This is a genomic window from Mesorhizobium sp. M0870 (genome assembly GCF_040319775.1).
In the GTDB taxonomy this organism is placed as follows: domain Bacteria; phylum Pseudomonadota; class Alphaproteobacteria; order Rhizobiales; family Rhizobiaceae; genus Mesorhizobium.
Genome location: NZ_JAMYOI010000006.1, coordinates 218,157 through 241,356, shown reverse-complemented (window position 1 = coordinate 241,356; position 23,200 = coordinate 218,157). Strand labels below are relative to the sequence as shown.

Genomic DNA, 23,200 nt, shown 5'->3' with positions numbered 1-23,200 from the left:
GTACCAACACCACCCGATTCGGATTGGCCCGCTGATCCTAAGCATCGAAACAAGTGAAAGCCATACGGAGAAATCGCTATGTCTACACGCTACGCAACCATCATCACCGACGATGCCGGCGAGGAGATCGTCTCCAGCATCGGTCAATTCGAAGGCGGCCCGCCCAACATCCGCACCGGCAAGGCTGAACAGGTCGCCGACGGGGTGCTGATCGGCATGGTTCGCGGCGGTCTTGTCGATCCAGTCGACGGGTTCGGCTTCCCCGATGGCGCTCCCGGTGCGTCTGGCCGCGCTGTCGGAATCGCCAAGGCGAACGAAGCAGCAGAGCGGCACGCTAAGTCGGTGAAGTCCGGCAAGCGTGGTGGCAAGGCGAAGGATGCCGCGCCTGTCGATGAGACGATCGATCCCGATGCCAAAACCGACGCGTAAGGGAACGAAGCCGAGATCCTCCGAAAAGGTCGCGGCTTCACCTCCTGTCTCCAACATGCCAGCACCCAAGGGCAACGACTTCTGGAAGGCGCGAAGCACCCATGGGCGCAAGCCGATCTTCGCGACGCCTGACGATCTGTGGACTGCTGCGGTCGAGTATTTCGAATGGGTCGATGCGCACCCGCTCTATGAGGCCAAGCCGTTCGCGTACCAGGGCGATGTGAGTATCGCGACCATTGCCAAGATGCGCGCGATGACTATCACCGGCCTCTGCATCTTCCTCGATATCAGTCAGCAGGCATGGTCGGAATACAAGCAGCGCGATGGTTTTGGTGAGATCACGACGCGCGTGGACGAAATCATCCGCACCCAGAAGTTCGAAGGCGCGTCCGCCGATCTACTCAACGCCAACATAATTGCTCGCGATCTCGGCCTCGCGGACAAGTCGGAACTGAACGTCGCCGGCTCGCTTCACACGATGTCTGGAGACGCCCTGGATGCTCGCATCGCTCTCTTACTCGAAGAAGGTCGAGCTGGCGCAGCTCCTGGAGGAGCAGGCAAGGCGGAAGAGCCGGAATAGGCTGTTGCGGTATCAGCCCTATACCAAGCAGGCATCCTTTCACGCGGCCGGCTCGACCAATCGGGAACGATTGTTCATGGCCGGCAACCAGCTTGGCAAGACGCTGGCCGGCGGCGCTGAATGGGCGATGCACCTGACCGGGCGATATCCCGACTGGTGGCAAGGCAAGGTGTTCCCCAAGCCGGTGGCGATGTGGGCTGCTGGCCTGACTGGCGAATCCACCCGCGACACGGTTCAGAAGATGCTGGTCGGGCAACCCGAGCGGCGCGATGCGTGGGGAACGGGGATGATCCCCGGCGATAGCTTCGATGAAACCTATCTGGCTCGCGGCATCCCGAATGCGCTCGATAGCATCGTGGTAAAGCATGGTGGTGGCGGCGACGTCCAGGCCGGCCGAAGCATCCTCGGCTTCAAATCATATGAGAAGGGCCGCGAGAAGTGGCAGGGACCGACGCTGGACGGTGTGTGGTTCGATGAGGAGCCGCCACCCGATATCTACAGCGAGGGGCTGACGCGCACGAACGCAACCGGCGGCATCACGATGATTACGTTCACGCCCCTTCTTGGCATGTCGGAAGTGGTGCTGATGTTCCTAACCGCCGACGAGGTCAACAGCATGGTGAAAAAGCAATGAGCCGGCACGTCACCTTCATGACAATCGACGACGCGGAGCATTACACGCCCGATCAACGTGCGGAGATCATCGCCGCCTATCCTGAACATGAGCGTGAAGCCAGGGCGAAAGGCATTCCTGTTCTTGGTTCCGGCCGCATCTTCCCGGTTGGAGAAGAAACCATTTCCTGCGAGCCGTTCCGCCTGCCGCGCTACTGGCCGCGCATCGGCGCTCTCGACTTCGGATGGGATCACCCTTCGGCCGCCGTTGAGCTGGCTTGGGATACGGAAGCTGACATCGTTTATGTCTCGAAGGCGCATCGAGCATCGCAACAGACGCCAGCCATGCAAGCCATCGCGCTGAAGCCGTGGGGATCATGGTTGCCGTGGTCCTGGCCGCGTGATGGTCGACGGGAGACGCTGGAAGGCGCCGGCATCGCACTGGCAAACCAGTATCGCACCCATGGGCTCAACATGCTCGGGACGCATGCCCAGTTCCCCGATGGCTCCGTCTCGGTCGAGGCGGGCTTGATGGAGATGCTGGACCGGATGCAGTCCGGCCGTTTCAAGGTGTTCTCCACCTTGGTCGAGTGGTTTGAAGAGTTTCGGCTTTACCACCGAAAGGACGGCCAAGTCGTCAAGTTGCGGGACGACGTGATGTCGGCGACACGCTATGGCGTGATGATGCTACGAGAGGCTATGGTCGATCCTGCAGAGTTCGCCGCGGTGAAGCGCAACCGAAAGCAATCCGATCCACTGGCGGCATTTCGATGAGCGAGTTTGTCCAGCGCCTGGACAAGCGGACGGGCGAGTACATCAAGATCGAGGTGCGGTCCGGTCGAGTGATCGGCGATCCGCAGAAGCGCAAATTCGCTGATGCCGACGAGATCGAGCCAATAGAGATCGAACAGCGCCGTGCTGCCTACCCTGACCCGCTGGCAGGTTTCCGTTGAAGCGCCATCCAGCGGAACAGTGAAACCTAATATCCCATCACAGTTTTGAGGTCTGACGCCGCTTTGCTGAGAGCACCGGGAGGCGTATTCAACCAGCCTGGGACGATAAGTGTTCGATACATTTTGGTCTCCTGCTTATTGATCAGATTCGGGTTTCTATCTAGCGCGAACGCAATCAACGATCGTTCGACAAACCGAATGTCGTTGTGTCGCGCTGTAGACGGTTTGGAGAACTGCCATGTCCCAGGGGTTGTTCTTGCATACAGGTACAGCACTGGCGTGCCTTTGATGCCCGAAGCCAAGACCGAGTTGAACTTCTTGACCTTGTCGCCTGTCAGGCATTCCGTCTTGAAACTCTGACGCTCGGCCTTGCCGACATACCAAGGCAAGACTCCGCCACCTGACCGAAGCCCGAAGACGTAGCAGCCGCAAGTTTGAGATAGCCAATACTCGGCCGCCTCCACCGTGTCCCAAAACGCAGCTCGAAACCCTTCGTCCAAAAAAATCAAATTGTCTTCCTTGGATCGGGGCAACACAAATGGACCGTATAGATAGTATTTCAAGAATTCCCTCCCGACTTTATTTCACGCTCAACCGATTACCATCACGCGAGCACTTCAGGCAACGGAAAGCAGCGCGAACACGTGTTAACTGCGCCTGGATGTCATTAGTCGCATGACAGTCAGAATCGTCGGCGGCAATCTCCGCGACCTGAGCTACATCGCTACGAACCTGCGGCCTGAAGACAGAGCAGAGATTGACTGTCAGCTAGACGACTGGTCGCCGGCGACGCTCGCACTGCATGCGCTGCAAGGTCCGGCCTATGTGGTCGAGCTCGACGGCAATCCGGAAGCGGCATTCGGCGCGGCTCAACTTCGCAGTGGCCTCTGGATCGCCTGGTCATGGGGCACTCGGCGCATGAAGCGCTGCGTGCCTCGGATCACAAAGTTCTTCTGGGAAGTGCTGGGGCCCGAGGTGGCCGCACAAGGCGCATGGCGGGTCGAGGCGCGGGCACTGGCATCGAATGACCTGGCGCTTCGCTGGTTACGTCGCCTCGGCGCAACTGAACGCTGCCGCCTACCTGCCTTCGGCAAGAACGGCGAAGACTTCATCCTGTTCGATTGGACAAGAGAGACCTGGAACCATGTGCCTATTCAACAAGCCACCGGAATTGAAGCCGCTGCCACCGACACCAACGGCGACCGATGCGGACGTGCAGGCGCGGGAAGCAGCGATGCGCGCTGCTCTCGCTTCCAAGACTGACACGGCATCGACCGTGAAAACTGATCTCGCGCCATCTGCCCTGGTAGGCCAGAAGCGCGTGCTGCTGGGAGTTTGAGCTATGGCCGGTCGCAATGCACCTTCACAGCACAATGGTCCGTTCCGCGCGCAGCCTGTTGCGCCGGCCGGGACCGAAACCAAGATCACTGCGGCTGCTATGCCTACCGGTGGTGTTGGCTGGACAGGCTGGCTCTCGGCGATCTGGTATGCGCTCGCCGGGGTCACGGCAGGCTCTGCCGACGCCGGCGGCTCGATAAAGGCTGGCGGCGTCTACAACGTCACGCCAGCGACCTTGACGACTGGCCAGCGCGCTGACCTCCAGACCGACAATCTGCAGAACCTCAAAGTGGTGTTGAGCACCAATGCGGGCGGCGGCGTTGCGCTCCAGGCGATCGCAACGAATGCCGATGGCGTCGCAACCAGCTCGTCGGCATCGACCTTGGCGACTGTCTCTCGCGGCTCGAAGTTTAACGGCACATCATACGATCGCGACCGTAAGCCGAATGGGACCAAGATCCTGCCGTCGGCGGCTGCGTCGACCAACCCGGACTTTGCCAAGGCCTCGGCCGGCGATCTGCACTGCATCAGCGGCGTCAATGCTGCTGCCTCGGTGCGCTATCTGAAGCTGTTCAACAAGGCATCTGCGCCAACCGTCGGGACGGACAATCCGATCATGGTCATTGCCTTGCCGGTAGGAGCGTTCAACATCAACGTGAACGGTCACTATTTCAGCACGGGCATCGCATTCGCCCTCACCACCGGCGCCGCGCTCCTCGACACCGGCGCTGTCACTGCTGCCGACGTCGTCGGCCTGACCCTGACGTATGCCTAATGGCTGATACCGGCGATTCCCGTGCACGTGATGTGCTGTCGCGACAGTCCGAACTTGAGACTGAGCGCGCCCACTACGAAGGCGTCTGGGAGCAGGTCGCGGAATTCTGCGATCCTGATGCACCCGACATCTTCGCCAGCCGCTCCAGCCGCTCGCTGGAATCGCAAGCTGAACGCTCCGAGCGTCGTGGCAGTCGCGTCTATGCGACCACGATCAACAGCGCTGCCAACCGCCTCGCTGCTGGCCTGGAGAGCCTGATCATCCCGCAGTCCGAAAAGTGGCATGGCCTGTCGACGGCGGCGATGGATGACGAAGAGACGGACGAGGAAAAGAAGTGGGCTGAGAGCCTGCGCGACTTCCTGTTCTCGCTGCGCTACTCGGCGAACTCGAACTTCGTGCCGGCGACGCAAGCCTGCCTGCGTAACGTGGTCCGCTATGGTCCGGCCTATCTCTACGCCGAAGAGGGCTTCGGCACGACCATGGTGCGGTATGCCTCCATCCCGGTGGTCGAGGGCTATGTCAGCCGCAACCGGTGGGGACAGGTCGACACGTTCCATCGCCGCTATGAGCGCACTGCCCGGCAGACTGCGCAGATGCTCGGCTATGAGAAGCTGCCGGCCAAGGTCAAGGCACTGGTAGACGATCCGACCAAGTGCGACACCAAGATTTCTCTGATCCACTGCATCAAGCCTCGCGACGAGCGCAAGATGTACCGCATCGGTGGACAGATGGACTATCTCGACACCGCCTTTGCCTCCTACCACGTAATCGAAGAGGAAGAGGTAATCGCGAAGGAAAGCGGCTTCCGCACCTTCCCGGTGGCGACGTTCAACTGGCGCCGTTATGAGAGCGACCCTTACGGCATCTCGCCGACGATCGAAGCACTAACCACTGTCCGCGAAGAGAACGCGGTGCGCCGCTCTGGCCTCCGTGCGTTGCAGATGAACACTGATCCGGCGACTGCATCGAAAGCCCGCATGGATGACGTGCCGGTCCTCAACCCCGGCGAGAATTATCCGGGCATGATGAGCGAATCCGGGCAGATCCAAATCGCTCCGATCAATACCGGTGCCAATCCTACTTACGCCTTCGACTATGCGCAGACGCGGGCCGATGAAATCCGCGACATGATGTTCGTGAACCTGTTTCAGACGCTCGTGCAAAATCCGCAGATGACAGCGACTGAAGCTCTGATCCGGCAAGAGGAAAAGGGTGCGCTGCTCGGCCCGTCCGGCTCGATCATTCAATCCGGCTTCGCCACGAACCTCGATCGCGAACTGGGCATCCTCGAAGACAAGGGGCTCTACGAGCAAGACAGCAGATTCCTGCCCCCTGCAAGCCTGGCCGGCAAGTCGGTGCGACCGACGTTCACTGGTCCGCTCGATGTTCTGCGTCGTTCGGCTGAGGCGCGCGACACCATTCAGGTGGTGACCACAGCCATGCAGATGGCACAATTCGATCCTGACGTGATGGACAACATCGACAGCGACGAAGCCATCAAGATCGTGCAGAGCGCTGGCCGCAGCCCGGCTCGGTTGTTCCGGTCGGCAGATGATATCGCCGCTCGTCGTGATGCGAAAGCAAAGCAACAGCAGGCACAAGCCGGCGCCGCCGCAATGGCCGCTGCCGGCAAGGTTGCGAAGGACGCTGTGCCGGCCGCAGTCCAGGCGCGTGATAGTGGGCTGCTCGACGGTCTCAACGGCCTCATGCCACAGGGCAACGCATGAGCAAGCCGAAGACGTTCAATCGTGCCGGCCTGGCTGGTGGACCGGCGAAGGCGCAGGACGCGTTGACCAAGGCTTACCTGCGCGTCTTCACCGGTGCTGATGGCGAGATGGTCCTTGCCGATCTTGTCGACAAAGCAGGCTACTACCGCCGGCCGAACTATCACGACTGGATGGCCCGCACGAAAACGCCGGCCGGCTTCGAACTGCACAGCGCTCTTTCGAACGCTCGGGCCGAAGTCGTGCAGCACATCATGGATTTTCTCAGGCTGGACGACGATCAGCGGATTGCGCTGGAACGGGCGGCAAGGCTCGAAGGCCAGCGATAGGTTTGCCCGCGGCGGGTTCAGCCGAAATCTTCCCAAGAATGAGGATACGACAATGACACGTGGACTTCCGCGTACCCTTTCGCGCGCCGCTGCTCGGGCCGCTGGCCTGGCTCCTCCGGTTGCCGGCCTAAAGGCTGTCACGACCGGCGCCGGCGGTGCCTTCAAGACGGTCTTCACCTTCAACGCCATGCAAGTGCCGGTGACCGACGCGCTGGCCTATGCCTCGCAGAAAATTTTCGATTGCCTGGATGGCAAGGTCCGCATCAAGGGCGGCACCGCCAAGCTGCAGTTCGCAGTGCTCGGTGTACGCGCCAGCACGATCAACGACAACGCCTCGCTGACCTGGGGTCTCGGCACCGTGGCGGCATCCAGCATCACGCTGGCGACCACCATGCAGAACATCATCGCGGTCACCACCCGCACGCTGGACGGCGCCACCACGGCGCTGTCGACGGCTTCCACCGCTGATGTTGTTGCAGCCGCCACGTTCGACGGCACCGCAACGCCAGTGGATTTCTTCCTAAACCTGGCGTTCGCCACGAATACGGACATCGACGCCGACGGCGTGCTGGCGATCACCGGCACCATCACTCTGCTCTGGGAGAACTGGGGCGACAACGTTTAACGGCCCTGCGGCTGGGTGAGCCGCCCAATCGAAGGAACAATCGATCATGACAGATACGGCAGAAACTGGGTCCGTGGTGGTGGAAACACCTCCGGCGGGCAACCTGGAAAAGCCAGCGACGACGGTAGAAAACGGGTCCGCTACCGAAGGCGCCAAGAGTTGGTTTGACGGTCTTTCCGAAGGCAACCGCAAGCTCGCTGACAACAAGGGCTGGACCAAGCCAGAAGGCGGCATCGAAAAGGTGCTGTCTTCCTATGCGGAACTCGAACGTATGCAGGGTGAAAGCCTGCGCGTCCCCGCAGCCGACGCAGCGCCGGAGGAATGGGAGAAATTCAACTCCAAACTTCCCGAGACCATGCGGCCGGTGACATCGCCCGAAAAGGTCGAGTACACGCGCCCGGAAGGGCTCCCTGCTGATCTACCCTACGATGAAGCGCTGGCGACTGCGTCCAAGACCTGGGCGGCTGAAGCGGGCGCGACACCCAAGGTGGCGCAGGCCTATCACGACAAATTCGTAGGCTACATGGCCGACCAGGTGAAGGCGCATCAAACCGCCGTCGCCGCATCGGTCGAGGCAACCCACGAAGATCTTGTGAAGGACTGGGGACCGAAAGACAGCGAAGGCTTCAAGCAGAAGCACGAGTTGGCGAACCGGGCGGCCAAGAAGCTCGATCTGGTCGATGCCTTCAAGGAGGCGGGAATTCTGCTGCCCGACGGCGCGCTGACCAAGTCCAAGGTTGCGCGGGCCCTCTCGGCGGTGGGCGAGGCGATGTTCAAGGAAGACACGATCGACGGCGGCAACGTGCAGTCAGGGGAGAACCCTTTCAAGCGTGATGCCAGCGGCGGTCGTAACATCTCGGCGATTTCGGCCCTTGTGAAAAGCGACCCCGAACGCGCGAAGCGGCTTGCCCGCGAGGCCGGTGAAAACCCGGATCTCTGGGTGTCCAGCCATCCCCTGTGAGGGATCGACACCGCTCCGCATTGCTAAAGGAATGAAATAAAATGGCAGACGCCTACACCCGCATTGCGGATTCGATCGTTCCATCGGTCTATTCGCAGTACTCGTTCGAAGAGCACGTGCAGTCGCTGGAAATCTACCAGGCCGGCATCCTCTTCAACGATCCCGCGATCACCGCCAAGCTGAGCCTCGGCGGCCGTTCGGTCGACATGCCCGGCTGGAAAGATCTCGGCAACGATCCGTCGGAACCCATCAACGATGATCCGACTGACAGCATCGAGATGAAGAAGATCGGTTCGCGCCGTGAAGTCGCGGCCCGTAACATCCGCGCCAACGCGTGGGGCATCCCGGACCTGACCAGCATCCTCGCCGGTTCCGATCCGCAGAAGCTGATCGTCCAGCGTCAGACCGACTATTGGCAGCGTGCCAACAAGTTGACGCTGGTCAGCATCCTGAAGGGCGTGATCGCAGACAACGTCGCCAACGATGCCGGCGACCTCGTCCGCGTGACCGGCGCCTCGATTGTCGACACCGACATCATCGAAGCGGCGTACCTGATGGGCGATCGTGCCGACAAGTTCAAGACGATCTGGATGCATTCGAAGCAGATGAAGGCTCTCAAGCTGGCTGATCTGATCGACTATGTCCCGTCTTCCCAGCAGGGCGGCCCGCTGATCCCGTACTACATGAACCTGCGCGTGGTGGTCGACGATGACATCCCGGTGGCAACCGGCGTCTACACGGCGTTCATGTTCAAGGACAAGGCGATCATGTGGAACGAGCTTCCGGTGAACACGGAAGGCGGCCCGCTGGAGTTCGACCGCAAGCCGCGCCAGGCCCATGGTGGTGGCGTGACGGAAATGGTGGCACGTCGCCACTTCGTTCCTCACGTTCCCGGCACGCGCTTCCTCGATGCCTCCTCGGCCGGCGAATTCGCCACCGATGCGGAACTGGCACTTGCAGCGAACTGGGACCGCACCGCGTCGAGCGTCAAGAACATGACGTTCATCGCACTGAAGACCACCGAGGCCTGATCAGGCCTGGGAACTGAAACGGGCGGGCGGCTTCGGCTGCTCGCCCTTTTGTCGTGAGGATAATCATGATCACCAGCAAGCGTAAGCCCGCCGAAACCCGTAAAGAGGCAGTGCGCCGACAGTTCCGTGAGCAAGCCGAACGGCTCAATCCCAGCCCGTTCATTCAGGTGCTCAATTCGCGCGGCCTGCCGAAGAAGCCGGCCCGCCATACGAGCCTGAAGGTCTGACCTCATGGCGCTCACCGAACTCGACGTCGCGAACATGGCGCTGGCCGTGCTGGACGAGTCCCCGATCGATAGCCTCGATCAGGACATCAAAGCCGCCCGAATGCTGAATCTGCATTTCAACCAGACGCGCGAAGCCGAGTTGACGAAGTATGCCTGGGTCTTTGCGATCCTGCGCGCCACCGTCGCCAGTGCCGATACCGGATCGGGCGACTGCACGCTCAATTGGTCCTATGAGCTTCCATCTGATTGCCTGCGGCCACTCCCGCTCACTCACAACGGAGAGCCCGATGGCGTGCCGATCTCATGGCGCCAAGAAGCCGGCGTGATCTACTCGGATCGCTCGGGGCCGCTGATCATCCGGTATGTGGGAAACCTGACCGACCCGAATGACTGGGATGCACTGTTCACGGAAGTGCTCGTCGGTGCGTTGGCGATCAAGATTGCCCATCCGATCACCCACAAGGCCAACATGATCGACATAGCCCGCAACGGCTACGACAGGGCCGTAGACGCGGCTTTCGCTTCGCAGGCAGTGCAGCGCGGTGCAAGGCAGTCTACTTCGTCCTGGGCCTACCAGCGCGGCGACAACAGGGCCATTCGCTGATGGCGACGCTCTATCCGATCCAGGACACCTTTGTCCGCGGGGAAATCAGCCCGCGCCTGCACGCCCGCGCAACCCTCGATCTCTACCGGGCGGCTCTGTCGCGATGCACGAACCTTGTGACCCTGCCCCATGGCGGCATTCGAAAGCGTGGCGGAACGTACTTCGTCAATGAGGTGAAGACGTCGTCGAAGAAGACGCGCGTGATCCCCTTCATCTTCTCCGCCGATCAAGCCTATGCGCTAGAATTCGGCGATCAATATATCAGGGTCTTCGCCTACGGCGCCCGCGTGGGGACGGTTGAGGTCGCTTCACCATACCTCGAAGCTGATCTGTTCGACCTGACCTATGTCCAGTCCGCTGATCAGATGTGGATCACTCATCGGGACTATCCGCCGAAGGTGATAACGCGCACTTCGCACACGACTTGGACGCTCGAAGATTTCGAATTTCTCGACGGCCCCTATGATCCCGTCAATGACACAGCGACGACACTGACGCCATCCGACACCGGGCATCTGACGCCACAGATGACCAGCAACACGACGCCTTCCGGCACCGCTTCCACCGGCAGCGGCAGCGCTTCTGCCTGGCAGATGTTCGACCGCGACAAGACGCAGGACATCGAAATTGCGAGCGGCGGCGACGGCTACATCCGGTTCCGCAATGCAGGCGGTGTGCAGCGCGTAGTCGATGCCTACTGGATCACCACGTCGCGGGTGGCAACTGGCGATTATGATTTCTTCACTGCTTGGGAATTGCAGGGTTCCAATGATGGCACGAACTGGGTCACCCTGGACACGCGTACCGGCGAACTCGGTTGGGGCAATGGGGAGACCCGCTTCTACGACTTCACCAACAAATCAGCGTTCGAATATCATCAGCTGGTGTTCAGCGGCGGCGGCGGCGACGATGCCGTTGTCACCGTCTCGGCCGAGCTAGCGATGCATATCGCCGCTTCCGATCAGACGCCGTTCGACCTCACCGCCTCCTCAATCATCGGTATAAACGACGACGGCGGCTTTCAGCCCTCGGATGTTGGTCGTTCCATTCGCCTCCTAGGAGCCGACGGCATCTGGCGCTGGGCCAAGATCACCAGCCGCACCAGCACCACGGTGGTCAAGGTCATCCTCTACGGGCATGCGCTGCCGAACATGAACCCGATCACGCGCTGGCGGCTCGGTACCTTCGTGCCCGGCAAGTACGTCGAAAGCGGGTCGCTCTATGAGGAGCGGCTGGCCTTCAGCCGGAAATTCTCCGTCTATGCCTCGGCCACCGGCGACTTCGATAATTTTGCTCTCGGCGAGGAAGACGACGACGCGCTGGAATTCATCCAAGCGGGCGGCGGCCAGGCCAATGACATCGTCTGGATTGCCGACAGCGACGGTGCGCTGCTGATCGGCACCTCGGGTGGTGTCCGCGCTTTGTCAGGCTCGGGCATCGACGAGGCTCTGACGCCGTCGTCCTTCAAGAACCGCCGCTCTCGCACCTTCGGCTGTGCTCGCATCCGTCCGGTCGATGCCGGTCAGTCGTTCCTCTATGTAACGCGCTCGGGCAGATCAATCGCGGAACTGACTGAAACCCAGCCTGGCCGTTTCGCCTCGGATGACATCGGCCAAGTCTCGGAACACATTCCGAAGAAGGGCGTGATCGAACTCGCTTTCCAGACCGACCCGGATCCAGTTCTGTGGTTTCCGACCGCTGACGGCCAGCTTGGCGGCTACACTCACCAGCCATCGCAAGACGTGCGCGGCATGCACGTTCATCGGTTCGGCGGCACGTTCACCGGTTCCGAATGGGCACTGGTGGAAAGCGCAATCGTGACCCCCGGCCAAGACGGCAACGACGATCTCTGGCTTGTCGTGAAACGCACCATCGGTGGCGTCACGAAGCGCCTCATCGAAATCAAGACCGCGCCCTTCGAATACGGCACGATCGACGACGCGTTCGAAGTCGATTGCGGACTGCAGTATACCGGCGTTGCCGTGAATGCTGTTTCCGGGCTCGCTCACCTCAACGGGCAGACTGTCGACGCTCTGGCCGATGGCAAGGTCTACAGGGCTCTTATCGTCTCGGCGGGTGCTGTCTCGCTGCCTGGCGGTGCCACGGCGACAAGATGGGCTGTGGGCCTGCCCTATGAGGCCGCAGCTGACACGCTGGAACTTGATGTCGGCGGCAAAGACGGCTCGATCGTCGGCCGTCGCAAGAAGGTCACCAAGGTCATCCTGTCCGTTTTCGAGACCGACACGACGGGCTTGCAGATCTCTTCGTTCATCCGCGGGCGCTGGGAGCCCGTGCGCATACCCTCGATCGTTGCGGCCGATGGAAAAGCGAACCTCTACACCGGCAATGTCGAGGTGCCGATCGACGATAGCTGGGAAGGACAAGGGAGGGTGAAAATCCGCCACGTCAACCCGACGCCATGCACCATCCGCGCGCTGACACCTGTTTTCGACGCTGAACCGTAGGGGCTGAATCGATGTGCACCATTGCCCTAATCGGCATCGGCCTTTCCGTTGGCGGCGCCCTCATGCAGGGGCAGCAGGAAAAGCAAATGCAGGAGATGCAGGCCAAGGCCTATGATCAGCAGGCCCAAGCTGACGCTCAAGCAGCGTCATTCGAGCAGTCGCAGGAAAAGCACAAGCAAGACCTGTTGGCGGCGAGCGCCCGCGCACAGGTCGGCGCGTCCGGTGTTGCCGTAGCTGGCTCGCCGTCGGAAGTGCTTGCCGCCAACGCCCGGCAGAACCAGCTTGATCTAAAGGCGATTCAATATGGTTCGCAACTCCGCCAGAACAGCTTGACCACGCAAGCCTCAATCTCGCGCTTCAGCGGCAAGCAGGCGGTCGGCGCCTCCATCATCAAGGCCGGCAGCAATCTCGTTTCCGGGATTACGAACTTGTACGACCCGAAGAAGGCGTTCGGGATCGGCGGTTCGGCTTTCGCACCTTAAGGGACTTTCATGGCTGTCATTCCGCTTCAGGTCGCCGAACGTCGCCTCGATACTGGCAGCGTGGTGCAGTATCCGCAGGGCTCGCCGATCGGCGCCGCAGTCGAAGGTGCTGGCGACCAGTTTCAGGCGGTTGCCGAGCGGGTGCAGGCGCGCAAAGACGAATTGGACAAGTTCAAGCGCATCACTGTCGAAAACGCATATGACCAGGATCTTGCCAACCAAGCCGCTGAAGCTGCGCGCAATGGCACCGCCGACGGCTCCGGCCTTCACGACACCATTGCCGGACAGGTGGACCCGGCCGGGCAGGTTGTGAAGCCCGGCTTAGTCGACACCTTGGCGCAGAAGTACCGGGAGCAAGTGCCGGAAAGCCAGCGCGGGTTTTTCGATGCAAGCCTTCCTGCGAGGCGGATGGAATTGTCCGGCCGCGCGGCTTCCGCGCAGTACGAGCAAGAGCAGAAATACGCCACGTTCGAGACAACGAAAATTCAGAACGGGCTGGTCAGCTCGATCCTGCAAATGGACCCGAACGACAGCGCCTCCTATGACGCCTACAAGGCCAAGGGCCGTGAAGCCATCCTTGCCAGTCCGCTCAGTCCGCTGGCCAAGCAGGCGACGCTGGACGGCTGGGACCAGGCTGCACCGAAGGCGCTTGCGGAGGCAATCAGCGCCCGCGACCCGGGAAAACTACGCGAACTGTTTGGCATGGCCGCGCCAGCCGCCACCGGCGGCACTGCGGTCGATGTCGTTACCGATAGGATCATCGGCGTTGAGAGTGGAGGCGATCCGAATGCTGAAAATCCCAACTCGTCGGCCTCGGGCGTTGGGCAGTTTCTAGATTCGACATGGGTCCAGACCATCCGCCAGCACCGTCCCGACATCGCGGCCGGCAAGAGCGCGGCCCAGATCATCGCGCTGAAGAAAGATCGCAAGCTCGGCAAGGAGATGACCCGCGCATATCAGCAGGACAATGCCGACTATCTGACCAATCGCGGCGAGGCCACGACACCCGGTAACATCTATCTCGCCCACTTCCTCGGGCCAGGTGGCGCGGTCAACACGCTGAAGGCTGATCCCAGCACCCCCATTGTTGATATCGTTGGGCAAGATGCCGTCAACGCCAATCCGTTCCTGCGTGGGAAAACTGCCGGCGACACCATCGCGTGGTCAGACAAGAACATGGGCGGCAGCGGCCGGTCAGCAAAGCCCGACCCTCGCTTTCATGGCATGTCGCCGGATGACATGCTGTCGCTCGCAAACCGGGATGACGTAGCATTCCGCCAGAAACAGACCGCGGATATCGCTCAATCGAAGGTCGAATATCAGGGGTACAAAGATCACATCGAACTTGGCATCCGCACCGGCGAAATCCGAGATCCTGCGCTGATCCTCAACAGCAAGCTCAACGAAGGCGACCAGGCGTCGCTTTACGAGATGCTAAAGACGCAAAACAAAGACAGCGCCGGTGTCGACGCGATCATCGGCGCGATCGGCAGCGGGCAGAAGGTCTCGATCAACAGCTTCGACAGTGGCCAGAGCAAGATCGCTGACAAAGCTTTTGGGCAGTTTGTTGCCGGTGTAGCGCCAGAACAGCGGGCGGCGGCGACGTCGACCTATGTGTCGGCGACGGGGTACATTCCCGATCAGGTGCAGGCACAGCTTCGGCAAGGCGCCGCCTCGAAAACAGGGGCGGAACTGTCTTCGGCACTGTCTCAAGCTGATGCACTGGAGCGGATCGCGCCCAAGTCGTTCGGCAACATCCCAGGCAGCGACGTGCAGACGAAGCTGACCGATTACCGGCATCTGGTGAACGACCTCGGCATGACAGGTGAGGCTGCTGCGCAGGAGATCATTCGCCGCGCCGACCCGTCGATGAAGGCAAGCGTCGAGGTACTGAAGCCCGCCGCAGAAAAATTCCTCAAGGGCTTGACCGTTGGCGACGTGACAAACGCGTTTGACAATTTCAGCGGTCCCGGTGGTGAGCCCGGCGCTGGTGTGATGCCGCAGCAGCCGACCGAACTGCTGGCCGAATACAAGGAACTGGCAGGAGATGCATTCTATGAGACCGGCGGCGATGCCGGGATGGCGAAGGCTCGGGCTGTCGCGGCTATTCAGAAGAATTGGGCGGTGAGCAATGTATCCGGTTCGCCGAACCTGATGCGCATGGCACCGGAACTCTACTATCCCCCGGTCGGCGACAAGTTCGACTATTTGCGCGCCGATGCGATGCAGACCGCGCAAGCCTATGCCGACGAGCACAACCCCGGCCGCAAGGTCGAGAACGTTGCCATCAAGATGGGCGAGTGGACGCGGCGCGATGCTGAGATGATGCGCACCGACAAGAACCGCTTCCCGCGCTACAAGCTCTATTACCAGTTCGAAGACCATGGTCAGACGACTTGGGAAGAGGCTTACGGCGCGCCCTGGGGTGTCGATGCCGGCACGATCGCCAAGGCACGCGAGAGCGATATCGCCCAGCGCATGCAGGCGGAATCGGAAGGCAGCGCGGTCGATGGTTCTATCCTTCGCCAGGCCCAAGGCAAGGTGCGCGACATCGTCGCCGACCCGTATTCGAGCGACCTTACCAAGGCGTTGCAGGCTGAGACCACATCGGCCGGCGCGCGGTTTCAAGTCGACCTTCGCAAGGATCAGCGGAAGCGTGCCGCAGAGCCGCCGCTGTCGGCTGATGAGCAGCCGTCTGGCACGGGCACCTATGACGGCAGTCAGAAGACAGGCTTCGGGGGCAACTAATGGGCATTATCACCTATCCCGACGATCCACTGCCGATCGAAAAGTTCGGTGCGGTCGACTATCGGCCTGATCCGGACAAGGAGATCGCGCCCGATGTGATGACGGTCCTCGGCTCGGCCGTGCGCCAGAGCAATACGATCGGCTCGATGGCGTCGAACAAGATGGCCGGCGTCGACATCTATGCGCCGGAAGAAGGCTGGAACGGCCGAACCGCCTACGAGCGCATTAAAGGCACGAAGTACGAACCGCACTGGGCTCGCTTCGCGCCGCTGCAAAACAGTGTCGCCTTCAACGCCATGCAGTCGCAGATCGACATGGAAACGGAGGATCGCCGCAATGTCGATTCCGCTGGCTGGCTGGGAACGGCCTTCAGCGGCGCGGCCTCGATCGTCGATCTTCCCACGCTGGTACCTGGGGGCGAAGCGGTCACCGGTGTCCGAATGGGGCGGGCAGTGGTTCAGACCGGACTGCGCACCGCTATCGCAGGAGGCCTCAGCGCGACCGCATCTGAAATTGCGCTCCAGTCGTCGCAGCAGACCCGGCCGCTCTCGGACAGCATCGTAGGCGTGGGCGCCGGCTTCGTCCTCGGCGGATTGTTGGGTTCTGGAGCCGGAGCGCTGATGTCGGTCGCCGAGCGAAAGACGGCGTTGCGGTCTGTCGAGAACGCCTTGAGGGAAAAAGTGCCGACCCCAGACGAAGTTTGGGCCAACGTGCAAGCTCAGAGCGGCGGCTCGGCGGCGGCTCCTCGGCCTCTCCTGTCGGACTACGACATCGGCGATGGTATGGGCGCCAAGACGGTCGGCAAGGTGCAATCCGGCTTCAACCCTTTGCTGCGTGCTGCCCATAGCCCAAATGCGATCCATCGCGAAGTCGTATCGAACCTGGCCGAGACCGGCTTCTACATCGAAAAGAACTCGCGCGGCGAAGGCAACATCGCGGTCGAGAGCGCGGTAAAATATTGGGACCGGGGGGCGCTGACCAAGGGCCTCGACGACATGCGCACGATCTACAGCGACGCGCGCAAGAAGGGCCTCGGCATGTCGGCGGAGGAATTCCGCACTGCTGTCAGCAAAGCCATGCGTCGCGGTGATGTCGGCGAGAACGACGCAGTGTCGCAGGCGGCGCAGTCCTGGCGCAAAACGCTTTTCGATCCGCTGAAGGACGAAGCCATCGCTGCGGGTCTCTTGCCGGCAGATGTTAGCGTCAAGACCGCGACGTCCTACCTCACGCGCCTTTGGAACTCGAACCGCCTAAACGCTGGCGAAGCCCGTTTCAAAGCTATCGTGAAGCCATGGATCGATGACCAGCTATCGCAGCTGGAGTTCAAGGCCGACGAAATCAGGATCGGCAACCGGATCGTTGACGCGGATAAGAAACGCGAAACGTTCGGGAAGGTCAACGATCGCCTGGAGGGCATCGAAGGACGCCTGTCCGACCGCGAGGCCGGCCGGCAGAAGCGAATGGGCGCACTGACCCAGTTGCGTCAAGATCGCCTTGACGTGCTCAAGGAGCGCGCACCGGCCGCGCTGGTGTCAACTCTGCGCGGTGCCGACGAAAATGCTGTGATGGTCGACACGGTGAAGCAGGCTCGCGCTGCGGCGCGCTCGGCCGGCAGGAAGCAAACCTTCGCCGAACGGACGCCGGTGCTGGCGCTCATCAAAGCAAAGGGCGGTGCGCGCGTCGGCTCCAAGCTGGACGACGAGCTGCGCGCAATGGGTGTCACGCCCAAGTCGCATCCGGGCATGTTCGTCAAACGGGGCGGCATTGGCGATGTCGACAACTTCGTCCATGCCGAAGATGAGATGTTTGCCAATCTGCCACAGGACGGCAACGGCTACGTCGATCCGCGATCCGTCATGGAAGCAATTCGGTCGGAACTTGCTGGCAACCCGCTTCGCACGGCAGAGGAGGAGGCAGCAGCGGCGGCGGCCGACAATCTTGACCAGACGGCGGCAGAATGGCTGGGTCGCGTTGGCCTGCCTCCCAATGCCACGGTGAAGGACGTTCGCGACCATATCGGCCGCGTGCTGGCCGCTGAGCGGAACACGGACGGGCTCGACACGCGCATTTCCCGTTTTGAGCAGGAGATGGAGGAATTCGATCGCACGACCGACGCCATCACTAATGAGCGCGACATTACCGCCATCGAGGCCAAGAGCCTGAGCGAGGAGGTAGCCAAGATCGAGGCCGAACTCGACGCCGTAAGCGATATCGCAAACTCCTCGCCTCGCGTTTCGCTCGTGGTGGACTATGCGACGACCAAGCGCGATCTGTTCAAAGGCAAGCTCAGGGAGCGGTCGCTGAGCAAGCGGGTCGAGGCGATCAAGCGCCTGGATGCGGAAGGCGGCGGCAACCCGGAAATTCTGGACGAACTCGCCGCCAAGTCGGTCGATCTAGACCGGTTGCGCGCTGAGATCGAAGGATTGAAGGTCAAGGCCGACAAGCTGGAGCCGATAGTCCCCAAGGTGAAACAGGAGATCCCCGAATTCGTTTCGCCAGAGGATCGTGCCGACTATGTGAAGGGCATCGTCGATGACATCTTCTTGCAGCTCACCGGCCGCGCGAACCAGGGCATGCCGTCCTACGACATGACGATGTCGTCTCGCGGCCCGCTGAAGGAACGGACGTTCAACATTCCCGACGAGTTGATTGAAGACTTCCTGGAACACGACATCGAACTGATCGGCCGGCGCTATGCCCGCGTCATGGCCGCCGATGTCGAACTGACCAAGATGGACAAGCGACTCGGCGGCGAAGGCAAGCCGACGCTGAAAAGCCAGCTTGACCGGGTGACGGCCGAATATCTGCGGATGCGCGAAGCCGTGCAGACGTCGACCGAAATGGACGCTGCAGCCAAGACCAAGGCACTCGACGCGCTGAAGAACAGTGAGAAAAGCGACATTGAAGACGCGGCTGCAATCCGCGATCTGTTGCGCGGACAGTACAAGGTCGATGCCCAACACACGAATTTCGCTCGCGTCCTGCGCGTCGCGGGCACCTTCAATTTCATGCGGCAACTCGGCGGTGTCGTGGTGTCGTCGCTCTCGGATGCGGTGCGCCCAGCCATGGTGCACGGCATGGGCCGATACATGAGCGAAGGCATCGCCCCGCTCATCACGAACTTGGCGGCCATTAAACTGGCGCTCAAAGATTCGAAGCTCTTGGGCTCAGTGACAGAACGTTCGCTGCAATCTCGCCTGGCAACCATGGCAGAGCTTGCCGATCCATACGCGCATAACTCGCCGTTCGAACGCTTCGTCGACAATGCGGCAAACGTCTTCTCCAAGATGACCCTGCTGCCGTTCTGGAATGATATGCACAAGTCCATTGCTTCGGTGCTTATCCAGAACCGGGTGCTGCTGAACGTGCAGAGCAAGGACTATGGTGCGCTCTCAGCTGCGGAGCGGCGCTATATGGGGTTCCTCGGCATCAACACTGACATGGCCGACCGCATCGCCAAGCAGTTCAACGACTTCGGTGACGTGCAGGGCAATGTGCACATTCCCGGCCTGGAGCGCTGGACTGATGAAGAGGCGGTTCGTGCTTTCGCTGCTGCGGTGAACAAGGATACGGATTCCACCATCGTCACTAAGTCGGTGGCCGACGTGCCCCTGTTCGCTCACACTCCGGCTGGCCGAGCGCTCATCCAATTCAAGAGCTTCGCCTTGGCTTCCAATCAACGCGTCCTGATGCGTGGGCTTCAGGAAGGGCCGGGTTCGTTCATCACCGGCACAGTCGCGATGACGACCTTCGGCATGCTGACGTACATGATGAAGCAGATTGAAGCCGGTGGCGATCAACGCGTCCTGTCGACCAATCCCGGCACCTGGCTGGCTGAAGGACTGGACCGCGCCGGCATTTTCCAGATGGCGTTTGAGGTGAACAGCACTTGGGAAAAGCTCGGCGCGCCCGGCATCTACACCCTGGCTTCGGTCCTCGGCAAAAAAGTCAATCCAAATGCCGACATGCGGCAACAGGCTTCCCGCTATGCTAACCGTGACGCATTCGGCGCGATCCTCGGCCCCTCGTTTCAGCTTGGCACCGATGCGGCACAACTGCTGGGCGTTGGAGGGCGCACGCTGTCGACGCTCACCGATGGAGATCCTTCGACCAATCCCGATCTTGCGCCTGCCGACATCGACAGGGCAACGAAGATGATCCCGTTCTTGACGCTGCCTTACTGGCGCTGGGTCATTGAGGGAGGCTTTGGGCTCGAGGACGCCGGAATGAAACAGCAGTTACACAAGCTGGTGCAGTAGGCGTCACTGCTCGCAGCTATCAAGCATGCTCATGCCCTTGGCGCATTCGGACCCTTCGCCCCACTTGGTCGGCATGATGCCGGTGGCCGCTGAGGTCAAGACACAAACCATCGCGACAAGGAAGACAGCAAGGGCGTAGTTGCCCCAGTTGAATTCCGTGATCGACCACCAAAGCAGTTTCGATCGAGATGGTTTCGGGCCGTACTGGCTCAATGGGCTCGCCCTTTCGCTCATAGCCGCGAAACTAAACCTGCAAATCTGCATCTTTTCAAGCCTCGCCCCGGCGAGAGCCTTAATGGAGAACACCATATGGGCCAGCCCGCAACCGCCGCTGTTCGACTTTTGACTGGTGAACGAGAGCCGGTGCGCCTTGCAACCACGGCGAACATTGCCACGGTGCAGGTCAATGGCGTGGCTCGCTTTATCGGCCTGAAAACGATCGACGGCGTCCTGACGGCCGTCGGCGATCGAGTGCTGATCAAAGACCAGACCGACGCACGGATCAATGGCATCTACACAGCAAGCGAGGGCTATTGGTACCGCGCGGCCGATGCGCAGTCGACGCGCACCATACAGAAGGGTACCACGGTTCACGTCCAGAACGGCACGGCAAATGCGAGCAAGGTATTCGCATTCCAGACCGACAATCCCCGGATTGGGACCGACAATATCACCATTAGCTTCTACCTTTCAGACGATGCAGTCGGCGATCTCCGAGAGGCAGCACAAGCGATTATTGATCTTGTCACCGGCGCCATGACAACGGTGATCGATCCGCAGTTTTCGACAAAGGCAACGGCCGAAGCCTTCTCACCTGCTGTCGCGCCCAACTACATCCGAACGGCGTTTTACGACAGCAACCAGGTGCCTGGCAGCGGTGCGGTCTACCGCAAGAATGGAACCGCTGCCGGCGACCTCGTGATTACGTTGGTCGGAGGCACTCTGGCCGGCTACACATTGGCCTCAAGCCCGGTTACTGCTTCCATGCTTGGGGCGCGCGCTGGCGTTAATTCAACCGCGGCAATCGACGCGCTCCTGACCGGTAGCTACCCGCATGTGCTGATCGACGGGTCATATCAGACGGACGGCAATCATGTGATCTCGACGGCGAAAAAGCGCGTCGAATGTCTCGGCGGCTCGACGCTGACTCTGCGCGCGCCGAGCGGGACGGTGACTGGCCACTATCCCGTGATCGACATCGCCGCTGATGACGTGCAGGTCGACGGTGACTTGACGATCGATGGTGGCTCGCATGTCGGCTACCAAGCGTCCATTGGAATCCGCGCCGGCCTGTCGACGGGCGCGCGCCGGAAGCGCCCGACAATCCGTGGCGTCAAGGTGCGCAATCTCGGTCTCGCAGGTGTCATGGCCCTCTGCGTCGATAGCCCGACGATCGAGGATATCGACGGCTACAACATCGTCACCCCAACGGGCGGCGAGTTCGGCGACACGGTCTATGTGGCTGGCGTCCGCAAGCCGATCGTGCGCAATATCCGTTCGTCCAAGTGCAAGCGCGATGGTGTCGTTCTCACCTATACCGGCAACATCAATACCACGGATATCCTTGTCGATGGGGTTATGGCGGACGGCCACCTGGACAGCCCTTCCGGCGGCGTCTGGGTTGAAATGACCGGCGCCCGCGACCCGCGCGGCATTATCACGAATGTGCAGGCAAATAATTGCTGTGTTGGCATGTGCCTGACGGACCAGAATTCCTCAATTGTGGCGTCGAACGTCAAAGCGATCGGAAATCGCATAAGCACCGCGAGCACTGGGAATGTGTTCGGCGTTCAGATCCGCGCCGGGCGGCTGGATAGTTGGCATATAGACCGCTACGCCACCGCGCTGGAATTGGAGCCGTCGCAGGATTATCAGTTCGCTTTGAGCGGGCAGACGGGCACATTCGTCAATGGCGAAATCATCACCGGTGGCACATCGGCCGGCACGGGTACGCTGCGCTTTCAGCATGTCGAACTGGTCATGGCGGGTGCCACTACCGATTTCGAGCTCGGTGAGGTTCTGACCGGCGCGACCTCGGGCGCGACCGGCACGATTATCGATTTCTTCGCCAACGTGATCCGCATCTTGCCAATCTCCGGCACGTTCGCGGTTGGCGAAGTAGTAGCGGGCGCCGCGAGTTTGGCCACAACGACGACGAGCACTGTGACGCGCCGCATCTATGTGACGTCGACGGCTTCGATTTTCACTGCCGGGGAGACCATCACTGGTGCAACCTCGGGAACGACCGCGACGATCGCGGCTCCGTACCAGGCGAGCCTTGAAATCGGCCCGGGCACGCTGGCCAACTGCTCCACGGATGCGATCATCGTCACGTCGTGCATCGTGCCAAGCTCTGTTTCGGTTAGCGGCGTCAGCGGCAACACGCAATCGCATGGCATCCGCTTCAACCTGTCGGCTGGCCAGCGTTTGCGCAAAGCCATCATCCGCGACGTAGCGCTGAAAAACGTGACGGCGGCGGGTACGGGCTTCCGCGTCACAACGGGTGGCACCATCGACGAAATGGTGGTCGAGGGCCTCGACCTCACCGAATGGGCTGGCGCAGGCGGCACATCCATCACGACCGGCATTGTCACCCGTTTCATTGCCGGTTCAAATCCGGGCGTCCAAGGAACCCCGTCGGTCCCTACCGATCTCGGCGCGAATACCGTCCTGAATGGGCTGCATCACCAGGCCCTGTGCCACAACAACAGCGCCGGCGCTGCGCGCACCCACACCTTGCCGCCGGCTGTGTCGGGCCTCGAAATCGACTTTGCGAACGTGCACTCGACGCATGTCATGAACCTCGATCCGAGCGGCACGGAAACGATCAAGGGCGGCGCAGCCGGCAAATACCTGATCCTGGATCCCGGCGAGCGTGTGGTGCTGAAATCCTATCTCACCGGCTTCTGGGTAGTTGCCAGCGCAATCGGCTGGGCAGGTGATTTCGAGCCGTAATTTGATGCAGGCGCCTTAGTACCCAAGTAGATGGCGCAACCCGACAATCGGCAGATAGACGGTCCAAATCATGCCGAGGGCGGCGGCAACTCCAAGGCCGATC

The 23,200-nt window shown here is 61.1% G+C and carries 21 protein-coding genes; 19 read left to right on the top strand and 2 right to left on the bottom strand.

All coding sequences use genetic code 11. The annotated features are described in order from the left end of the window. The first annotated feature begins 78 nt into the window (after window positions 1–78). The 5 genes from NKH97_RS10320 to NKH97_RS10300 are packed head-to-tail and all read left to right on the top strand — an operon-like array spanning window position 79 to window position 2,574. Window positions 79–429, top strand: a complete 351-nt coding sequence (locus NKH97_RS10320; protein WP_352796544.1) for a hypothetical protein — start codon at window positions 79–81, stop codon at window positions 427–429. Next, window positions 392–1,009 carry a DNA-packaging protein gene (locus tag NKH97_RS10315; RefSeq protein WP_352796542.1) on the top strand — a complete coding sequence of 206 codons (618 nt, stop codon included), beginning with the start codon at window positions 392–394 and terminating at the stop codon, window positions 1,007–1,009. The genes NKH97_RS10320 and NKH97_RS10315 overlap by 38 nt, the downstream gene beginning before the upstream one ends. After that, window positions 927–1,643 carry a terminase large subunit domain-containing protein gene (locus tag NKH97_RS10310; RefSeq protein ID WP_352796539.1) on the top strand — a complete coding sequence of 239 codons (717 nt, stop codon included), beginning with the start codon at window positions 927–929 and terminating at the stop codon, window positions 1,641–1,643. The genes NKH97_RS10315 and NKH97_RS10310 overlap by 83 nt, the downstream gene beginning before the upstream one ends. Continuing rightward, the gene (locus NKH97_RS10305) at window positions 1,640–2,395 is read left to right on the top strand and encodes a phage terminase large subunit family protein (protein WP_352796536.1); all 756 of its coding nucleotides are present in this window, start codon (window positions 1,640–1,642) and stop codon (window positions 2,393–2,395) included. Before NKH97_RS10310 ends, NKH97_RS10305 begins: the two co-directional genes overlap by 4 nt. Continuing rightward, window positions 2,392–2,574 (top strand): hypothetical protein, encoded by a 183-nt coding sequence (locus tag NKH97_RS10300; RefSeq protein ID WP_352796533.1) that lies wholly within the window; start codon window positions 2,392–2,394, stop codon window positions 2,572–2,574. Before NKH97_RS10305 ends, NKH97_RS10300 begins: the two co-directional genes overlap by 4 nt. A gap of 26 nt (window positions 2,575–2,600) precedes the next feature. Here NKH97_RS10300 and NKH97_RS10295 read toward each other — a convergent pair whose 3' ends face one another. Beyond that, the gene (locus NKH97_RS10295; protein ID WP_352796532.1) at window positions 2,601–3,137 is read right to left on the bottom strand and encodes a hypothetical protein; all 537 of its coding nucleotides are present in this window, start codon (window positions 3,135–3,137) and stop codon (window positions 2,601–2,603) included. A gap of 112 nt (window positions 3,138–3,249) precedes the next feature. Between NKH97_RS10295 and NKH97_RS10290 the strand changes: the two genes are divergently transcribed. The 13 genes from NKH97_RS10290 (at window position 3,250) to NKH97_RS10230 (ending at window position 20,142) form a co-directional block, all read left to right on the top strand. Beyond that, complete coding sequence (locus NKH97_RS10290; RefSeq protein WP_352796530.1) at window positions 3,250–3,837, top strand: hypothetical protein; 588 nt, start codon at window positions 3,250–3,252, stop codon at window positions 3,835–3,837. A 79-nt stretch (window positions 3,838–3,916) separates the two neighbouring features. Then, the gene (locus NKH97_RS10285) at window positions 3,917–4,687 is read left to right on the top strand and encodes a hypothetical protein (protein WP_352796528.1); all 771 of its coding nucleotides are present in this window, start codon (window positions 3,917–3,919) and stop codon (window positions 4,685–4,687) included. Continuing rightward, window positions 4,687–6,414: a portal protein gene (locus NKH97_RS10280; RefSeq protein WP_352796525.1), complete on the top strand. Its 1,728-nt coding sequence runs from the start codon at window positions 4,687–4,689 to the stop codon at window positions 6,412–6,414. The genes NKH97_RS10285 and NKH97_RS10280 overlap by 1 nt, the downstream gene beginning before the upstream one ends. Beyond that, window positions 6,411–6,740, top strand: a complete 330-nt coding sequence (locus tag NKH97_RS10275) for a Bbp19 family protein (protein WP_352796522.1) — start codon at window positions 6,411–6,413, stop codon at window positions 6,738–6,740. Before NKH97_RS10280 ends, NKH97_RS10275 begins: the two co-directional genes overlap by 4 nt. Window positions 6,741–6,792: 52 nt before the next feature. Then, window positions 6,793–7,365: a hypothetical protein gene (locus NKH97_RS10270; protein WP_352796520.1), complete on the top strand. Its 573-nt coding sequence runs from the start codon at window positions 6,793–6,795 to the stop codon at window positions 7,363–7,365. Window positions 7,366–7,438: 73 nt separating this feature from the next. Beyond that, a complete protein-coding gene (locus NKH97_RS10265; RefSeq protein WP_352796517.1) occupies window positions 7,439–8,326 on the top strand; it encodes a hypothetical protein in 888 nt (295 codons plus the stop codon). Window positions 8,327–8,367: 41 nt separating this feature from the next. Next, on the top strand, window positions 8,368–9,357 hold the full coding sequence (locus NKH97_RS10260; RefSeq protein ID WP_352796514.1) for a Coat protein: 990 nt from the start codon (window positions 8,368–8,370) through the stop codon (window positions 9,355–9,357). A 65-nt stretch (window positions 9,358–9,422) separates the two neighbouring features. Further along, complete coding sequence (locus tag NKH97_RS10255) at window positions 9,423–9,584, top strand: hypothetical protein (protein ID WP_352796511.1); 162 nt, start codon at window positions 9,423–9,425, stop codon at window positions 9,582–9,584. A gap of 4 nt (window positions 9,585–9,588) precedes the next feature. Next, window positions 9,589–10,188, top strand: coding sequence for a phage connector family protein (locus NKH97_RS10250; RefSeq protein WP_352796508.1), 600 nt, complete (start codon window positions 9,589–9,591; stop codon window positions 10,186–10,188). Next, the gene (locus NKH97_RS10245) at window positions 10,188–12,653 is read left to right on the top strand and encodes a phage tail protein (RefSeq protein ID WP_352796505.1); all 2,466 of its coding nucleotides are present in this window, start codon (window positions 10,188–10,190) and stop codon (window positions 12,651–12,653) included. The genes NKH97_RS10250 and NKH97_RS10245 overlap by 1 nt, the downstream gene beginning before the upstream one ends. A gap of 11 nt (window positions 12,654–12,664) precedes the next feature. Continuing rightward, window positions 12,665–13,135, top strand: a complete 471-nt coding sequence (locus NKH97_RS10240) for a hypothetical protein (protein ID WP_352796502.1) — start codon at window positions 12,665–12,667, stop codon at window positions 13,133–13,135. A 9-nt stretch (window positions 13,136–13,144) separates the two neighbouring features. Then, window positions 13,145–15,883 (top strand): lysozyme family protein, encoded by a 2,739-nt coding sequence (locus tag NKH97_RS10235; RefSeq protein WP_352796499.1) that lies wholly within the window; start codon window positions 13,145–13,147, stop codon window positions 15,881–15,883. After that, window positions 15,883–20,142 carry a hypothetical protein gene (locus NKH97_RS10230; RefSeq protein WP_352796496.1) on the top strand — a complete coding sequence of 1,420 codons (4,260 nt, stop codon included), beginning with the start codon at window positions 15,883–15,885 and terminating at the stop codon, window positions 20,140–20,142. The genes NKH97_RS10235 and NKH97_RS10230 overlap by 1 nt, the downstream gene beginning before the upstream one ends. Window positions 20,143–20,145: 3 nt before the next feature. On the opposite strand, the gene NKH97_RS10225 is transcribed toward NKH97_RS10230, so the two are convergent. After that, window positions 20,146–20,355 carry a hypothetical protein gene (locus tag NKH97_RS10225; RefSeq protein ID WP_352796493.1) on the bottom strand — a complete coding sequence of 70 codons (210 nt, stop codon included), beginning with the start codon at window positions 20,353–20,355 and terminating at the stop codon, window positions 20,146–20,148. 96 nt (window positions 20,356–20,451) lie between these two features. Between NKH97_RS10225 and NKH97_RS10220 the strand changes: the two genes are divergently transcribed. Continuing rightward, window positions 20,452–23,097 carry a right-handed parallel beta-helix repeat-containing protein gene (locus NKH97_RS10220; protein WP_352796491.1) on the top strand — a complete coding sequence of 882 codons (2,646 nt, stop codon included), beginning with the start codon at window positions 20,452–20,454 and terminating at the stop codon, window positions 23,095–23,097. Window positions 23,098–23,200: the final 103 nt, after the last annotated feature.

What these genes read in the sequence shown, in the direction of transcription:
- NKH97_RS10320 (WP_352796544.1), top strand. Translation starts at nt 79, where the DNA reads ATGTCTACACGCTACGCAACCATCATCACCGACGATGCCGGCGAGGAG.
- NKH97_RS10315 (WP_352796542.1), top strand. Translation starts at nt 392, where the DNA reads ATGAGACGATCGATCCCGATGCCAAAACCGACGCGTAAGGGAACGAAG.
- NKH97_RS10310 (WP_352796539.1), top strand. Translation starts at nt 927, where the DNA reads ATGCTCGCATCGCTCTCTTACTCGAAGAAGGTCGAGCTGGCGCAGCTC.
- NKH97_RS10305 (WP_352796536.1), top strand. Translation starts at nt 1,640, where the DNA reads ATGAGCCGGCACGTCACCTTCATGACAATCGACGACGCGGAGCATTAC.
- NKH97_RS10300 (WP_352796533.1), top strand. Translation starts at nt 2,392, where the DNA reads ATGAGCGAGTTTGTCCAGCGCCTGGACAAGCGGACGGGCGAGTACATC.
- NKH97_RS10290 (WP_352796530.1), top strand. Translation starts at nt 3,250, where the DNA reads ATGACAGTCAGAATCGTCGGCGGCAATCTCCGCGACCTGAGCTACATC.
- NKH97_RS10285 (WP_352796528.1), top strand. Translation starts at nt 3,917, where the DNA reads ATGGCCGGTCGCAATGCACCTTCACAGCACAATGGTCCGTTCCGCGCG.
- NKH97_RS10280 (WP_352796525.1), top strand. Translation starts at nt 4,687, where the DNA reads ATGGCTGATACCGGCGATTCCCGTGCACGTGATGTGCTGTCGCGACAG.
- NKH97_RS10275 (WP_352796522.1), top strand. Translation starts at nt 6,411, where the DNA reads ATGAGCAAGCCGAAGACGTTCAATCGTGCCGGCCTGGCTGGTGGACCG.
- NKH97_RS10270 (WP_352796520.1), top strand. Translation starts at nt 6,793, where the DNA reads ATGACACGTGGACTTCCGCGTACCCTTTCGCGCGCCGCTGCTCGGGCC.
- NKH97_RS10260 (WP_352796514.1), top strand. Translation starts at nt 8,368, where the DNA reads ATGGCAGACGCCTACACCCGCATTGCGGATTCGATCGTTCCATCGGTC.
- NKH97_RS10255 (WP_352796511.1), top strand. Translation starts at nt 9,423, where the DNA reads ATGATCACCAGCAAGCGTAAGCCCGCCGAAACCCGTAAAGAGGCAGTG.
- NKH97_RS10250 (WP_352796508.1), top strand. Translation starts at nt 9,589, where the DNA reads ATGGCGCTCACCGAACTCGACGTCGCGAACATGGCGCTGGCCGTGCTG.
- NKH97_RS10245 (WP_352796505.1), top strand. Translation starts at nt 10,188, where the DNA reads ATGGCGACGCTCTATCCGATCCAGGACACCTTTGTCCGCGGGGAAATC.
- NKH97_RS10240 (WP_352796502.1), top strand. Translation starts at nt 12,665, where the DNA reads ATGTGCACCATTGCCCTAATCGGCATCGGCCTTTCCGTTGGCGGCGCC.
- NKH97_RS10235 (WP_352796499.1), top strand. Translation starts at nt 13,145, where the DNA reads ATGGCTGTCATTCCGCTTCAGGTCGCCGAACGTCGCCTCGATACTGGC.
- NKH97_RS10230 (WP_352796496.1), top strand. Translation starts at nt 15,883, where the DNA reads ATGGGCATTATCACCTATCCCGACGATCCACTGCCGATCGAAAAGTTC.
- NKH97_RS10220 (WP_352796491.1), top strand. Translation starts at nt 20,452, where the DNA reads ATGGGCCAGCCCGCAACCGCCGCTGTTCGACTTTTGACTGGTGAACGA.